Raw genomic sequence first — 15,618 nt, 5'->3', positions numbered from 1 at the left:
CGCGCCCCCAGCCTAGCCGATCACCGCCGGCCCCGACCGCCGGGTGTGGCCGACGCCGCCCCGGCCCTCACTCGGCCCGGGCCAGGCTCACCCCGAACAGCCCGTCCGGGTCGGTCCAGAACGCCTGCCGCGCGAACCCGGCGCGGCCCAGCTCGGCGGCGATCCCCGCCGGCCGGAACTTGGCCGAGACCTCGGTGCGCACCTCCTCCCCGGCGGCGAACGCGACGTCCAGGCCCAGCGCCGCCACCCGGACCCGGGTCGGGCGCTCGGCGCGCAGCCGCATCTCGATCCACTCGCGGTCCGGGTCCCAGACCGCCACGTGGCGGAACGCCGCGACGTCGAAGTCCGCGCCCAACTCCCGGTTGATCACCCGCAGCACGTTGCGGTTGAACTCCGCGGTCACACCGGCGGCGTCGTCGTAGGCCGGGACGACCACGGCCGGGTCCTTCACCAGGTCGGTGCCGATCAGCAGCCAGTCGCCGGCCTCCAGCGCCGCGCGCATGGCGGTGAGGAACCCGGCCCGCTCCGCCGGCAGCAGGTTGCCGATCGTGCCGCCCAGGAACGCCACCAGGCGCCGGCCACCGGTGGGCAGCCGGTCCAGGTGGCGGGTGAAGTCGCCCACGATGCCCCGCACCCGCAGCCCCGGGTACGCGGCGGCGATCTGCTCGGTCGAGGAACGCAACGCGCTGATCGAGACGTCCAACGGCACGAACGTGCCCAGGTCGCCGTGCCGGGTGAACGCGTCCAGCAGCAGCCGGGTCTTCTCCGACGAGCCGGAGCCCAGCTCGATCAGCGTCTTCGCGCCGGTCAGCGCCGCGACGTCGGCGGCGTGCGCGGCCAGCACCGCCCGCTCGGCCCGCGTCGGGTAGTACTCCGGCAGGCGGGTGATCTCCTCGAACAGCTCGCTGCCCCGGGCGTCGTAGAACCACTTCGGCGGCAGCCATTTCGGCGCCGCGGTCAACCCGGCCCGGACGTCCTCCCGCAGCGCCCGGTCGAGGTCCTGCTCCTCCAGATGGATCTCCAGCGGCTCCGCGTTCATCAGGTGTCCTCTCTGCCGTCGGTGGATGGGATCGGCCCGGCCGGGGCCAGCTCCCGGACGTCCAGCCCGGCCGCGGTGGCCAGCACCAGCCGCCCGTCCGGCACCGCCTGCCAGCCGGGGTCGTCGTCGAACGGTTCGGAGGCCAGCAGCACCGAACCCGTGCCGCGCCGCACCGACAGCGCGTGCCCGGCGACGCTCGCCGCCACCGTGACGCCGTCGGTGAGCAGCAGGTTCAGCCGCGAGCCGGGCGCCGCGGCGGCCACCGCCGCGACGGTGTCGGCCACCGCCTCGCCGAGCGTCGCCCCGGCCCGCAGCCGATGCCGGACCAGCGCCCAGAGCACCGCCGAGTCGGTCGGCACCTCCAGCGTGAGCAGGTCGCGGACGGGCAGCCCGGCGGCGAGCGGGACGAGACTGTCCGGCCAGCCCCGGACCACGCCGTTGTGGCTGAACAGCCAGCGCCCCTCCACGAACGGCGCGGCGGCGGTCTCGTGCAGCGGCATGCCGACCGTGGCGGAGCGGACGGCGGCCAGCACCGCCCCGGCGGACGTCACGGCGGCCAGCTCCGCCAGCGTCGTGTCGCTCCACATCGGCTGGGCCCGCCGGTAGCGGACCGGGTCGGCGCCGTCCGGGTACCAGCCGACCCCGAAGCCGTCGGCGTTGATGGTGCCGCCGCCGCGCATGTCGCGCGGCGCCCAGGACTGCCGCAGCAGCCCGTACGGCGGGTCGTGCAGCAGGCTCCGCAGGGTGACCGGTGGACCCAGGTACGCGAGGTGACGGCACATCCGGCCGGTTCACTCCTCGCAGCCGGCGTCACGGGCGCAGCGGAAACCGCTGAAGATCTGCCGCCGGATCGGGTAGTCCCAGTTGCGGAACGTGCCCCGGCACGCCGACCGGTCGGTGCCGAACGAACCGCCGCGCAGCACCCGGTGGTCGTCGCCGAAGAAGACCTCCGAGTATTCCCGGTAGGGGAACGCGGTGAAGCCGGGATGACCGCGGAACGTGCTGGCGGTCCACTCCCAGACGTCGCCGACGAGCTGGTGCACGCCCAGCGGCGAGGCGCCCTCCGGGTAGGCGCCCACCGGCGCCGGCCACAGGTGCCGTTGGCCCAGGTTGGCGTGCGCGGTCCCCGGATCGCCGTCGCCCCACGGGTAGCGGCGGGAACGGCCGGTCGCCGGGTCCCACCGGGCCGCCTTCTCCCACTCCGCCTCGGTGGGCAGCCGCTTGCCGGCCCAGGCCGCGTACGCCTGCGCCTCGTACCAGCAGACGTGCACCACCGGCTCGTCGTCGCGCACCGCCGACCAGCGGCCGAACCGGCGGTACGCCCAGCCGTCGCCGTCGCGCCGCCAGTGCAGCGGCGCGCCCAGGTCCGCCTCGACCCGGTGCCGCCAGCCGGCCTCACTCCACCAGCGCGGCTGGTCGTACCCGCCGTCGGCGATGAACGCGCGGTACTGCCCGTTGGTCACCGGCGCCGCGTCGATGCGGTACGCGGGCAGCTCGACGGTGTGCGCCGGACGCTCGTTGTCCAGCGCCCAGGGATCGGTGGAGGTGCCCATGGTGAACGGCCCGGCCGGCACCAGCACCTCGCCGCCGACGCCGACCCGGGGCTCGGGCGGCGGCGGAGCGTCCAGCACCGGGGCGCCGGCACGCAACTGGTGGGTGGCGAGCATCGTCTCGTCGTGCTGCTGCTCGTGCTGCACGATCATGCCGAACGCGAAGCCGTCCTCGACCAGCCGGCGGTCGGTGAACCGGATGCCGTCCAGCAGGTCGTAGACCTTGTCCCGCACGGTCCGCACGTAGGCGCGGGCCTCGGCCGGGGGCAGCAACGGCAGCGCCGGCCGGTCCTTGCGGGGCTGCTTGAACGCGTCGTAGAGGTCGTCGATGTCGCGGCGCACCGGCTCGCGCCCGCCGACGTCGCGCACCAGCCACAGCTCCTCCTGGTTGCCGACGTGCGCCAGGTCCCAGACCAGCGGCGACATCAGGGTGGAGTGCTGCCGGACCAGGTCGTCGTCGTCCACCGCGTCGGTCAGCAGCGCGGTGCGGGCCCGGGTGCGCTCCAGCTCGGCCGCGATCCGGCCGCGCAGCCGCTCGGCGTCCGTGCCCGGTCGCTCGGTCGTGGTCACCGCTGTCCCCTCTCCGCGGCGGCACGGTGCCGCCGGATCGCTCGCTGGGTCTCGTCGTGTCGGCCGGCCGGCAGGTCCAGCCCGGACAGGGCGGCCAGGGCCAGGTCGAACAGGGTCGCCGCGGCGGCTGCCAGCGCGGGCTCGGCCAGCCCCTGCCGGGCCGCCGCGCGCCACCGGTCGGCGACCGGACCGGCCGCGGCGAGCGCGTCGCGGGTGGTCGCCCGGTCGGCGAAGAGCGCCGCCAGCACCGCCAGCGGCACGGTCCACGCCCGGCCCGGCTGGGCGTCCAGGTAACGCAGTTCCAGGTAGCCGCGCGGGCGTACCGGCGGGAAGAGCGTGCTGACGTGGTAGTCCAGGTCGTCGGTGGTGGGCGGGTGGGGCAGCGCCCCGGCCAGCCAGTCGGCGAAGGTCACGTCAGCCGGCGGGGTCCAGTCCGGGCCGTCGCCGCGGACGCACAGCAGCGGCGCGGCCAGCGCGTACTCGGTCCAGGCCGCCACCGGATCATGGTCGGTGCGCCCCGGTGACCAGACCGGGCGGGTACGCGCCGGGTCGATCGCCAACCAGGCGGCCATCCGTGCGGACGCCCAACCGGTGGCCCGGCCGGCGTGCCGGTCGGCGGTGGCGAAGGCGGCCAGCAGCGGCGGCCCGACGGCGTGCGCGGCGGCCCAGCGCTGCGCGAGCTGGTCCGGCTCGCCGGCGTCCAGACAGACCTGGAGCCCGGCGGTGCTGTACATCATCGCCCGCCCGGCCGGTCCACGCCGGTCGAAGACGTCCCGCATGGCGCGGTAGCGGGCGGTGTCCACGACCGGTCGGGGCGGGCGCCACGGGTCCATCCCGGTGCCGCCCAGCACGAGACCGGCGGCGTCCAGCCGGGCGTGTAGCTGCGTGATGTCGGCCTCGGTGGCCAGGATGAGCGCGCCGACCGACGGTCGCGGCGGGGTGGAGATCTCCACCTGCCCGCCGGGCTCCACGGTCACGGTGCCGCCGCGCCGGAGCTCATCGGCCGGGCTGGTGGGGTCGATGGTGACGGGGCTGTGCCGTCCCAACGCGTCACGCAGTCGCTCGCGGTCGACCGGTCGGGTCGGGTCCGCGGCGTCGTGCACGGTCCATTCCAGTTCGACGCCGGTGAGCGTGGGTGGGCCGGTCTTGAAGCAGATCCGGGCCAGGTGCCCGCGCGCCGCGGCCTCGTCCCCCAGGACGGTGGCGCGATCCAGCTCCGGCGACATCACCATGTGGCGGCTCCTCTCCCCGAGGGACGGGCGACCACACCGTCGCCCTGGGCCCGGCCGGTTCGGCACGGGTCCGCGCGTCCCCCATCTTCTGTCTAGCAGACGGAATCCGCGCGCCCGGGGAGATGAATTTTTGTCCGGAATCCGATTGCGCCGGGCCGGGTCAGTCCTCGTCGTCGTCCTGGTCGCCCGATCCGGGCTTGCGCTCGTCACCCACCGGCTTCTTCGGTGACGGATCCTTCGGCGTGGGCGCCTTCGGGGAGGCGCTCTTCGCTGCCGGCGTCTTCGCCGACGGCGTGGTCGGTGAGGCCGGCACCAGTGCGCGGCAGTAGCTCTCCACCCGGTCCGGCCCGCCGGCGGCGGCCACCAGGTCGGCGAAGCCGGGCTTGGTCAGCGCCTTGGCCCGTTGCCGCTCCGACTTGGCCAGGTACGCGCGGCAGTGCCCGGCGAGCGCGCCGGTGACCGACGACGGCGCGACGGGCCGGCTGCCGGACGGCGTCGCGGGCGACGACGCCGTACCGGAGGCCGGGCCGGACGGTCCGGTGGGCTCCGGCCGCGACGGCCCGGCGGCGGTCGGGGCGGGGGCGGCAGTGGTCGGGGCCGGCGGGACCACCGGTGCCGGGTCCCGGTCCAGCCGCACGGCGGCGAACGCCACCCCGGCGACCGCGGTGGCGGCGAGCCCGGACAGCGCGGCGGCGACGCGGAGACGGCGACGCGGACGGGACGCGGGAACCGGCGCGGCGACCGCCGGCGTCGCCCGGGCGGCCCGGAAGGCGGCCAGTGCCCGTTCCTCGCCGTCGAGCTCTCCCGGGGTGGCGGGAGCCGTCGCGGCGGCGAGCAGCCGGGTCAGCGGGTCGGCGGCGGCCGGCGGGTCGGCGGCGGCCGGCGGCGCGGCGTGCGCGGCGTCGAGCAGCCGGTCGGACTCCGCCCGGTCGGCGGGCCCGTCGGACCGGCCAGGTCTCATGCCGTCTCCCCTCACGTCAGCCCTCCGCCGGCTCGGCCTCGGGCGCGTGCGGCGCCTGGCTGTCGGTGCGGGGCCGGGGCAGGACCGCGCCCGGCGCGTCCTCCGGCGCGGCGCGCTCCAGCAGCGCGGCCAGCCGGCGCAGCCCGCGGTGCGCCGCCGTGCGCACGGCGCCGGCCCGCCGGCCCAGCACCCGCCCGGCGGTCTCGGCGTCGAGGCCGATGACGGCCCGCAGCATCACCGCTTCGGCCTCGGCCGGCGGCAGCGTGCGGATCAGCGCCAGCGCGCTCTCGGTGCCGAGGGTCTCGCCGGCCCGGTCGGCGGTGTCGGCGTCCCCGGCCAGGTCGTTGAGGGCCTGCACGGGCACCGGGACCACGGGCCGGCGCCGTTGCCGCCGCAGGTGGTCCATGGCCCGGTTGCGGGCGATGGTGACCGACCAGGCGCGGAACTCACCGCCGGTGAACGAGGGCAGGTCCCGGGAGATCTGCAGCCAGGTCTCCGAGGCCACGTCCTCGGCGTCGCCGCCCACCAGCGTGGTCAGGTAACGCAGCAGGGCCGGCTGCAGGCTGCGGTAGAGGAAGCGGAACGCCTCCTCGTCACCGGCCTGGGCCGCGGTGACCGCCTCGTTCAGCTCTCGGGTCACGGTCGCCGCCCCGGGCCCGGGATCGCGGGCCGGACGTCCGCCGACGCGGGAGACCACACCGCCATGCGCACCCCCGGCCCCCGCTGAGCTGATCGGCGCCGGGCCGAGCCCGGAACGCACGCTGGACAGTGCCGCACGGTACGGCCGGCGGCGGGACATACCGTACCGGCGTCGCGGGGCGGCCGGGAGCCGGGCCAACGCTAGGAGCGCGACCGGCCCGGCGGCAAGGAACGGACGGGCCGAAAAAGCGAGAGAAATGTCTACCGCCGGTGGCGGCGTGTCGGTGTAACGAAGGCCACCGTCACGTCGCTGCCCACCGTCACCGCGGGGCACGAAGACGCGCCGGACAGCGGACAGCAGTCGGGAGACCGGCATTTTCTGGCCCATCGTACCCGGCCGATCACGGTCAGCCCATCGCCGCCGCGACCGTCGACCGTTCGGCCGACCGGGGCGGAGCCGCTCGCCGACGGCCATCGGAGAGATCGCCGGAAATACTCCGCGACCGCTGTGGGTACGGTATGGGGATGCTCACCTCCGACGTCGTACTCAGCGGTCGGTACCGCCTGGAAGACCGTGTCGCCACCGGCGGCATGGGCGACGTCTGGCGGGCCAAGGACCTGGTGCTCGGCCGCCAGGTGGCGGTCAAGGTGCTGCTTCCCGCGCTGGTCCGCGACCCGGACTTCATCGCCCGGTTCCGCTCCGAGGCGCGGATCATGGCGTCGCTGCGCCACCCCGGCGTGGTCCAGGTCTTCGACTGCGGCGAGGACGAGCTGCCCGACGGCAGCCGGGCCGACTACCTGGTCATGGAGTTCGTCGCCGGCGAGCCGCTGTCCCGGCGGATCGAGGACGCCGGCCAGCTCGAGGTCGCCGAGACCATGTCGATCGTGGCCCAGACGGCGCAGGCGCTGCACGGGGCGCACGGCCGGGGCATCGTGCACCGCGACGTCAAGCCGAGCAACCTGCTCGTGCAGGACGACGGCACCGTGGTCCTGGTCGACTTCGGCGTGGCCCGCTCGACCAACGTCACCAGCATCACCAGCACCAACGCGGTGCCCGGCACCGCCCTCTACATGGCGCCCGAGCAGGCCGCCGGCCGGCCGGTCACCGGCGCCACGGACGTGTACGCGCTCGGCGCGGTGGCCTACTGCTGCCTGACCGGCAGCCCGCCGTTCACCGGCGACAACCCGCTCCAGGTCGCCGTGCGCCACCTCGACGACGAGCCGCCGGAGCTGCCGGCGGAGATCCCGGCGCCGGTCCGCGAGCTGGTGGCCCGGGCCCTGGCGAAGGATCCCGCCGACCGTTACCCGACCGCCGCGGCGATGGCCGACGCGGCCCGGGCGGCGCGTACCGACTCGCCCACCGCGACCGTGCCGGCGGCGCTGCGCGGCGCGGCCGGGCCGGGGCACACCCGCGACGAGCAGCCGGTGGCCCGGCCGGCGGCCGTGCTCGCGCCGCCGCGCCGCCCCGGTCGGCGCGGCGCGCTGGTCGGCGCGCTGGGCGCGGTGCTGGTGGCGGTGACCGCCCTGGGCGCGCTGCTGGCCGCCGCCCGGGAACCGGACGCGCCGGCCACCAAGATCGACTCCACCCGGCCCGCGGTGGCGCCGAGCAACTCGGTCGCGGACACCGCGGTCACCGGGGAGCCGCCGGCGAACGACGACGACTACACCTACCGTCCGGCCGGCCCGAACGAGCGCCCCTCGGCCTCGACCTCGGTGACGCCGAGCGCCTCGCCCAGCGCGTCGACCGAACCGAGCCCGTCGGGCACGCCGTCGACGGCGCCGACCGCGCCGAGCACCGCGCCGACCACCAGCACGCCCCCGGTCGAGACCACCGCGCCGACCGAGACCACCACCACCACGACCGCCCCGGCCGGCGGCGACGGTGGCGGTGACGCGGGCGGTCAGCCGGTCGCCCGCCCCTGATCCACCGCGCCGTTCCGGCGAGCCGGTCCGCCTCGGAAGGCCGACCGGCTCGCCGGACGCCGGTGGTCAGTCCGCGCCGAGCGCCGCCACCACCGGCCGGGACAGCGCGCGCCGCGCCGGCAGGACGGAGGCGAGCAGCGCGGCCAGCACCGCCACCGCGACGATCAGACCGAGCCGACCCCACGGCAGCACCACGGTGAAGTCGCCACCGACGCGGGCCACCACCGCCATCGCGCCCGCCGCGACCGCGGCGCCCAGGGCGATGCCGAGCACGGTGCCGACCAGCGCGGTGAGCACCGCCTCGACGGCGAGCACCGCCCGCATCCCGGCCCGGCTCATTCCGACCGCGCGCAGCACGGCGGTCTCCCGGGTCCGTTCCACCACCGACAGGCTCAGCGTGTTGGCGACCCCCACCAGTGAGATCACCACCGCCAGGCCGAGCAGCGCCGTGACGAAGCCCAGCACCAGGTCGACGGTGCCGGTGAGCATCTTCTTGTAGGCGGCCTGGTCCAGCACGTTGACCGTCGGATAGCGGGCGACCACGGACTCGACTGCCGACCGGGCGACGTCCGGGCTCACCCCGTCCGCCGGGTCGACCTCGGCCAGGTAGCCGCGCTCGGCGGGGAACAGGCGGCGGAAGTCGGCGTCCACCAGCTCCACCACGTGCCCCGCCGGCACCGGGCTGCCGGCCGCCGCCGGCCGGTCGTCCGCCACCACGGCGGCGACCCGGAACGGCCGGCCGGCGACGGTGACCGTCGCGCCGACCGTCCAGCCCCGGGCGGCGGCCAGCTCCCGGTGCACCAGCACCGATCCCGGCCCGAACGCGGCGGGGTCACCGGCGTCCACTGCGGACAGCGTCCGCCGGACCAGCGCCGGGTGCGCGGCCCGCACCTCGACGCCGTCGCTCTCCCGGCTGCGCTGCTCGTGCACCACCCCCAGCTCCGGCCGGGCGGCCAGCTCGTCGACGAGCCCGGCCGGCAGCTCCCCACCGATGCCGGTGACCAGGAAGTCCACCCCGACCCGGGCGTCCACCGCGCGTCCGATGCCGGCCTTGACGCTGCCCGCGCCGACCACGAACGACGAGACCAGCCCGATCCCGATCACCATGGCCGTGGCGGTGGCCGCGACCCGGCGCGGGTTGCGCACCGCGTTCGCCACCGCCAGCGCCGCCGGGACGCCGACCAGCGCGCGGACCGGCACGCCCAGCACCCGGACCAGCGCCGGCACCAGGACCGGGCCGAACGCCACGATGCCGCCGAAGGCCAGCAGCCCGCCGGCCGCCACCAGCGGCACCTGACCGGTGGCCCCGGCGCCGAGCAGCGCCGCGACACCGGCGGCGAGGGCCAGCGCCCCGACCGCGAGCCGGACCCGGCCGGCCGGGCGGGCCGGCCGGGTCGCCGCGTCGGTCAGCGCGGCCACCGGCGCGATGCGGGTGCCCTGCCAGGCCGGCAGCGCGGCGGCCAGCACGGTGAGCAGCGTGCCCAGCGCCAGCGAGAGCAGCACCGTACGGGCCGTCACGGTGAGTCCGCCGGCCACCGGCGCCCCCGCACCGTCCAGCAGCGCGCCCAGCGCGACGGACAGCGCCGCGCCGGCCAGCACGCCGACCGCGGAGGCGAGCAGTCCGGTCAGCGCCGCCTCGGCCAGCGCGGCCCGGTAGACCTGCCCCCGGGTCGCGCCGACCAGCCGCAGCAGCGCGGTGCGCCGGGAACGCTGGGCGAGCACGATGGCGAAGGTGTTGGCGATCACGAAGCCGGCCACCACCACCGCCACGGCGGCGAACGTGCCCAGCAGCAGCTGGAACTGCCGCAGGTCGCGGACCGCCTCGGCGACCGCCGCGTCGAGGACGGCCGCACGGTCCCGGACCGTCACGCCCGGTCCCACCACGGCCCGGACCCGGTCGGCCAGCGCAGCGGCGTCCGCCCCGGGGCGGGCGGCCACCATGATCCGCCCGTATCCGCGTTCACCGGCGACGGTGAGGGCGTCCGCGCCGGTCAGGCCGATGAACGGGCCGCCGACGTCACGGGTGGTGCCGGCCACGTCGACGGCGCCGACCAGGGTGTACGGCCGGGCCGCGCCGCTCGCGCCGCCGACGGAGACCGGGGCGCCGAGCACGAACCGCTGCTCGGCGACGGTCCGCTCGTCGAGCAGCAGCTCACCCGCGCGCTGCGGCAGCCGCCCGGCGACCACGTCGTATGACTGGAGGGCCGGCTCGGTGGGGATCGCGGCGAGGACCGCGTACCCGAGCACGGGCCGGCCGTCCGCGCCGACCACCCCGGCGGCGCCGGTCAGCTCCCCCGCGGCGGCGGCCACCCCGTCGACCGCCCGGACCCGGTCGACCAGGGCCGGCGGCAGGGGCCGTGAGCCGGCGTACGCGGCCAGGTCGGTGTGCCTGTCGAACGCGCCGGCCCGCTCGTACGCCCCGGCGCGCATGCCGTCGGTGAGCATCAGCGTGCCGGCGACGAACGCGACGCCGAGCACGATCGCCAGTGCGGAGAGCAGCAGGCGCGGGCCCTCGGCGCGCACCTGACGCAGGGTCAGGCGCAGCATCCCGCTCACCGCCCCACCGGCGCCACGACCGGGTCCAGCCGGGCGAGCGCGTCGCGGACCTGGCCGGTGGTCGGCCGGTGCAGCTCGTCGACGAACCGGCCGTCGGCGAGGAAGACCACCCGGTCGGCGTACGCCGCGGCGGCCGGATCGTGGGTGACCATGACGACGGTCTGGCCGAGCGTGTCCACCGCCTCGCGCAGCAGCCGCAGCACCTCGGCGCCGGAGCGGGAGTCGAGATTGCCGGTCGGCTCGTCGGCGAAGATCACCCAGGGGCGGGTGACCAGCGCCCGCGCCACCGCGACCCGCTGCTGCTGGCCGCCGCTGAGTTCGGCCGGCCGGTGACCGAGCCGGTCGGTCAGCCCGACCGCGGCCACCACCTGCCGCAGCCAGCCCGGGTCGGGCCGCCGGCCGGCGAGCGCCAGCGGCAGCACGACGTTCTCCTCGGCGGTCAGCGTGGGCAGCAGGTTGAACCGCTGGAAGACGAAACCGACCCGGTCCCGGCGCAGCCGGGTCAGCCGACGGTCGTCGAGCCGGGCCAGGTCGGCCTCGCCGATGCGGACCGTGCCGGCCGACGGCCGGTCCAGGCCGGCGAGGCAGTGCAGCAGGGTGGACTTGCCGGAGCCGGAGGGCCCCATCACGGCGGTGAACCGGGCGGCGGCCAGGTCGAGGTCGACGCCGTCCAGGGCGACGACGCGGGACTGCCCGACGCCGTACTCCTTGCGCAGGTCACGGGCGGCGAGCGCGACGCCGGTGGGCGGGGTTGCGGGCAACGTGGTGCTCCTGTCGGACGCGGTCTGGTGACCCTTCCGACGCTATGGCCGGCACCCCGGCGCCGATCTCCACCGGCGCGCTCGACCTCGGTACGCCTGCGGTCGCCCCGACCGGGTGACCAGGTACGACCCGAGGCGTACGCCGGGTCAGCCGCCGGGGGTGACGAGCCCGCTCTCGTAGGCCAGCACGACGGCCTGGACCCGGTCGCGGAGCTGGAGCTTGGCCAGGATCCGCCCGACGTGGGTCTTCACGGTCGCCTCCGCGACGTGCACCCGGGCGGCGATCTCCGCGTTGGACAGCCCCTGCGCCACGAGCAGCAGCACCTCCCGCTCCCGCTCGGTGAGCTGGGCCAGCCGCGGGTCCGCCACCGGGTCCGGGCCGAGCTGCCCGGCGAACCGGTCGAGCAGCCGCCGGGTGATCGACGGCGCCACCACCGAGTCGCCCTCGGCGACCACCCGGATCGCGGCCAGCAACTCCTCCGGCGGCACGTTCTTGAGCAGGAAGCCGCTCGCCCCGGCGCGCAGCGCGGCGAACGCGTCCGCCTCGGTGTCGAACGTGGTGAGCACCAGCACGCGTGGCCGGTCCCCGGCCGACCGGGCGCAGATCCGCCGGGTCGCCTCCACCCCGTCCATGGTGGGCATGCGCAGGTCCATCACCACCACGTCGACCTCGACCCGGTCCAGCACCCGCAGCGCGTCCGCGCCGTCGATGGCCTCGCCGACGACCGTCAGGTCCGGTTGGGAGTCGAGCACCATCCGGAAGCCGGCGCGCACCAGCGCCTGGTCGTCGACGATCATCACCCGTACGCTCACGCCGCCGCGCTCCCTTCGTCGGTGCCGGCCGCCGCGGGCAGCGGCAGCCGGGCCTCCACCCGCCACCCGCCGGCCAGCGTGGGGCCGGCGGTGAGCTCGCCGTCGTACACCCCGACCCGTTCCCGCATGCCGACCAGGCCGTGCCCGCCGGACGGCGCCGGCCGGACCACCGGGCGGCCGCGTCCGTCGTCGACGGCCCGGACCGCGACGATGTCGTCGGCCCAGTCGAGCGTCAGCTCGACCGACGCGCCCACGCCGGCATGCTTGAGCGCGTTGGTCAGACTCTCCTGCACCACCCGGTAGACGGTCAGCTCCAGGCCGGGCGGCAGCGCCACCGGCGTGCCGGCGCCGCCGCAGTCGATCCGCAGCCCGGCGGCGCGGAACCGGTCGAGCAACGCGGGCAGCTCGACCAACGCGGGACGCCGGTGCGCCGGCTCGTCGGCCATCGCGGGCGGCTCCGGCCGGCTGGGTTCCCGGAGCACGCCGACCAGTCGCCGCATCTCCTCCAGCGCCTGCCGGCCGGTGTCCGCCACCACCTTGGCCGCCTCCCGCGCGGTCGCCGGGTCCCGGTCCAGCGTGAACCGCACGCCGTCCGCCTGCACGATCATGACGGCCATGCTGTGCGCGACCACGTCGTGCAGCTCGCGGGCGATCCGGGTGCGTTCCTCGGCGACCGCCGCCCGCGACTCGGCCTCCCGCTCGCGTTCGGCCGTCGCGGCGCGCTCCTCGAGGCTGAGCACGTAGAGCCGGCGGGTCCGCACGTTCAGCCCGACCAGCCAGACCGCGCCGGTGACCAGACCGTAGTAGAGCGCGCCCGCCCACCAGGGCGCCGGGCCGGGCCAGGAGAGCGCGGAGAGCAGCACGCCGATCGCGGCGCCGATCCCGGCCAGGATGCCGTCCCGCGACCGGTCGGCGTACTTGACCACGCTGTAGAGCGCGATCAGCACGCCGACGTCGTAGCCCAGCGGCCCCCAGCCGACGATCACCTGGGCCAGCGCGAGCGCGGCCACCACCACGGCGACCGCGGACGGGTGGGTGCGCCGGAAGAACAACGCCGCCGCCATCGCCACGCCGACCGCGAACGCCGGCAGGCCGCCCTGCTCGGCCAGGAGGCCCAGCACGGCGAGCAGGACGACCAGCCCGGAGACGGCGGCGTCGAACGCGACGCCACGCAACGGGCGGCCGAGGATCAGGCGGTCCACGGTCACCCAGCGTACGGGGCGGGCCGCGCGTGCTCCCGGGGCCCGGTCAGCGGGTGAGGAGGGCCCGCATGCGGACGATCTCGGCGGACTGCTCGACGGCCACCGCGTTGGCGAACTCCTGCATGGCCTGGTCGGCGCCGACCTTGAGCAGGTCGGTGGACATCACCACCGCGCCCTGGTGGTGGGCGGTCATCATCCGCACGAAGAGGCTGTCGAACGCCGCGCCGCGGGCGGCCGCGAGCTGCCGCATCGCCTCGGCGGACTGCATTCCGCGCATGGTGGCGTGGTCGTGCCCGGTGACCTCGGCGGGCAGGTCGCGGGTGCTGAGCCAGGCCCGCAGCAGGCCGACCTCCGGCCCCTGGGCGGCCCGGATCCGGTCGGCGACGGCGCGGACCCGGGGGTCGGCGGCCCGGTCGGGGGCGAGCGTCGCCATCTCCAGCGCCTGCTGGTGGTGCGGGATCATCATCCGGACGTACCAGACGTCGAGGCCGTTGAACCGTGGCGGCGCGGCGTTCCGGACCCGCGCGCCGTCGTGGGTGGCGGCCGGCTCCCCCGGCCGGCCGGGCACCAGCACCGGCGGCGCCGAGCCGGTCGCGGCCGGGGTGGTGCTGGCGGCCGGGCCGGGCCGGGCCGCCGCCGGACGGGTGTCGTCGTCGCGCCCGGTCAGCGCCAGGCCACCGAGCACCAGGAGCGCGACCAGCGCTGTGACGGGGAGCCACACGCGTGCCTGCCGGGCGGTCATACGACCCTCCCTCCGGTCGAGGTGACAGCGATCCTATCCAGAGCGGAAAGTTCCTCGATGTGACCGGCGTCACATTGATGACGGTCGCCGATCGGTAAGGTGTGTCGAATCATCATCCCCTTTCGAAGGGTGTTGCCGATGATCAACATCCATCTGTCCCGTACCCGGACCGTCAGCCTCGCCGCCGCCGGCCTGCTGCTCGCCGGCGTGGTCGCCGCGCCGCCGAGCAGCGCCCAGGAACTCCCCCGCGCCCAGGCGGCGCCGGCCACCGTGGACAACGCCGTCCCCGGGGTCGACGAGATCTCCAGCAGCCCCAACCTGCGCCAGGTGGCCAACCTGCCGAAGCAGGCCCCGTTCGACACCACGGCCGCCCTGGGCACCGACATGGCCTTCCAGGGTCGGTACGCGTTCGTCGGCAACTACGACGGCTTCGTCATCTACGACGTGTCGCGGCCGAGCCGGCCGTCGATCGTGTCGCAGGTGCTCTGCCCCGGCTCGCAGAACGACATCTCGGTCAGCGGCGACCTGCTGTTCCTGTCGACCGACTCGTCCCGTAACGACGACTCGTGCGCCAGCACCGCCCAGCCCGCCTCCGTGAAGGAGTCCTGGGAGGGCATCAAGATCTTCGACATCCGCGACAAGCGCAACCCGCGCTACATCAAGTCGGTGGAGACGGCGTGCGGCTCGCACACCCACACGCTGGTGCCCGGCAAGGACCGGCGCGACGTCTACCTGTACGTCTCGTCGTACAGCCCGCGCGCCGAGTTCCCCGACTGCCAGCCGCCGCACGACTCCATCTCGATCGTCAAGGTGCCGGTGAAGAACCCCACCTCGGCCTCGGTGGTCGCCACCCCGAACCTCTTCCCGGACGGCGGCTACCCGGGCGTCCCGGGTGAGAAGTCGGCCACCACCGGCTGCCACGACATCACCGCGTACCCGTCGAAGGACCTGGCCGCCGGCGCCTGCATGGGTGACGGCATCCTGCTGGACATCAAGAACCGGGAAGCGCCCCGGGTGATCGAGCGGGTCACCGACACCGAGAACTTCGCGTTCTGGCACTCGGCCACGTTCAACAACGCCGGCACCAAGGTCGTCTTCACCGACGAGCTGGGCGGCGGCGGCGCGGCGACCTGCAACGAGGTGGTCGGGCCGAACCGCGGCGCGGACGCCATCTACGACATCACCGGCCGCGGTGACGCCCGCAAGCTGGCGTTCCGCAGCTACTACAAGATCCCCCGCGTCAACGCGGACACCGAGAACTGCGTGGCGCACAACGGCTCGCTGATCCCGGTGCCCGGCCGCGACATCATGGTGCAGGCCTGGTACCAGGGCGGCATCTCGGTGTGGGACTTCACCGACTCGACCAAGCCCAAGGAGATCGCCTACTGGGAGCGCGGTCCGCTGGACGCCACCCAGTTGCGCACCGGCGGCTCCTGGTCGGCCTACTGGTACAACGGCCACATCTACTCCAGCGACATCCAGAAGGGACTGGACGTGCTGGAGCTGCGCGACCCGCGTACCTGGCTGGCGCAGTTCCTGCTGGTGCCCGAGCTGAACGTGCAGACCCAGGCGGGTTACCTGAGCTGGTGACCTGACGACGACCGCACCGGGCCCGGCATCCCCCAGGGGT

13 protein-coding genes are annotated in these 15,618 nt (G+C 75.9%); 2 read left to right on the top strand and 11 right to left on the bottom strand.

All coding sequences use genetic code 11. The annotated features are described in order from the left end of the window. Window positions 1–67 precede the first annotated feature (67 nt). The 6 genes from egtD to ACH495_RS13390 form a co-directional block, all read right to left on the bottom strand. On the bottom strand, window positions 68–1,039 hold the full coding sequence (gene egtD, locus ACH495_RS13415; RefSeq protein WP_396857986.1) for an L-histidine N(alpha)-methyltransferase: 972 nt from the start codon (window positions 1,037–1,039) through the stop codon (window positions 68–70). Continuing rightward, a complete protein-coding gene (gene egtC, locus ACH495_RS13410; RefSeq protein ID WP_396857985.1) occupies window positions 1,039–1,821 on the bottom strand; it encodes an ergothioneine biosynthesis protein EgtC in 783 nt (260 codons plus the stop codon). Before egtC ends, egtD begins: the two co-directional genes overlap by 1 nt. 9 nt (window positions 1,822–1,830) lie before the next feature. Then, entirely contained in the window at window positions 1,831–3,159 is a 1,329-nt protein-coding gene (gene egtB / locus ACH495_RS13405) for an ergothioneine biosynthesis protein EgtB (RefSeq protein ID WP_396857984.1), read from the bottom strand. Continuing rightward, window positions 3,156–4,391: an ergothioneine biosynthesis glutamate--cysteine ligase EgtA gene (gene egtA / locus ACH495_RS13400; RefSeq protein WP_396857983.1), complete on the bottom strand. Its 1,236-nt coding sequence runs from the start codon at window positions 4,389–4,391 to the stop codon at window positions 3,156–3,158. The genes egtB and egtA overlap by 4 nt, the downstream gene beginning before the upstream one ends. Window positions 4,392–4,551: 160 nt before the next feature. Then, window positions 4,552–5,352 (bottom strand): hypothetical protein, encoded by an 801-nt coding sequence (locus ACH495_RS13395; protein WP_396857982.1) that lies wholly within the window; start codon window positions 5,350–5,352, stop codon window positions 4,552–4,554. A 16-nt stretch (window positions 5,353–5,368) separates the two neighbouring features. After that, window positions 5,369–5,992, bottom strand: coding sequence for an RNA polymerase sigma factor (locus ACH495_RS13390; RefSeq protein WP_396857981.1), 624 nt, complete (start codon window positions 5,990–5,992; stop codon window positions 5,369–5,371). Window positions 5,993–6,516: 524 nt separating this feature from the next. Between ACH495_RS13390 and ACH495_RS13385 the strand changes: the two genes are divergently transcribed. Then, on the top strand, window positions 6,517–7,914 hold the full coding sequence (locus ACH495_RS13385) for a protein kinase (RefSeq protein WP_396857980.1): 1,398 nt from the start codon (window positions 6,517–6,519) through the stop codon (window positions 7,912–7,914). A 66-nt stretch (window positions 7,915–7,980) separates the two neighbouring features. On the opposite strand, the gene ACH495_RS13380 is transcribed toward ACH495_RS13385, so the two are convergent. From ACH495_RS13380 to ACH495_RS13360, 5 genes are all read right to left on the bottom strand, one after another. Next, the gene (locus ACH495_RS13380) at window positions 7,981–10,461 is read right to left on the bottom strand and encodes an ABC transporter permease (protein WP_396857979.1); all 2,481 of its coding nucleotides are present in this window, start codon (window positions 10,459–10,461) and stop codon (window positions 7,981–7,983) included. 5 nt (window positions 10,462–10,466) lie between these two features. Next, entirely contained in the window at window positions 10,467–11,231 is a 765-nt protein-coding gene (locus ACH495_RS13375; RefSeq protein ID WP_396857978.1) for an ABC transporter ATP-binding protein, read from the bottom strand. A 147-nt stretch (window positions 11,232–11,378) separates the two neighbouring features. Next, complete coding sequence (locus tag ACH495_RS13370) at window positions 11,379–12,044, bottom strand: response regulator (RefSeq protein ID WP_396857977.1); 666 nt, start codon at window positions 12,042–12,044, stop codon at window positions 11,379–11,381. Further along, window positions 12,041–13,252 (bottom strand): sensor histidine kinase, encoded by a 1,212-nt coding sequence (locus tag ACH495_RS13365; protein WP_396857976.1) that lies wholly within the window; start codon window positions 13,250–13,252, stop codon window positions 12,041–12,043. Before ACH495_RS13365 ends, ACH495_RS13370 begins: the two co-directional genes overlap by 4 nt. Before the next feature lie 40 nt (window positions 13,253–13,292). Beyond that, window positions 13,293–13,988, bottom strand: coding sequence for a DUF305 domain-containing protein (locus ACH495_RS13360; protein WP_396857975.1), 696 nt, complete (start codon window positions 13,986–13,988; stop codon window positions 13,293–13,295). A 138-nt stretch (window positions 13,989–14,126) separates the two neighbouring features. Here ACH495_RS13360 and ACH495_RS13355 point away from each other — a divergent pair, with 138 nt between their 5' ends. Then, the gene (locus ACH495_RS13355; protein WP_396857974.1) at window positions 14,127–15,578 is read left to right on the top strand and encodes an LVIVD repeat-containing protein; all 1,452 of its coding nucleotides are present in this window, start codon (window positions 14,127–14,129) and stop codon (window positions 15,576–15,578) included. The last annotated feature ends 40 nt before the right edge of the window (window positions 15,579–15,618 follow it).

The sequence above is a fragment of the Micromonospora sp. NPDC018662 genome (genome assembly GCF_044391475.1).
Taxonomy (GTDB): Bacteria; Actinomycetota; Actinomycetes; order Mycobacteriales; family Micromonosporaceae; genus Micromonospora.
This window is presented reverse-complemented; position numbering and strand designations above follow the sequence as displayed.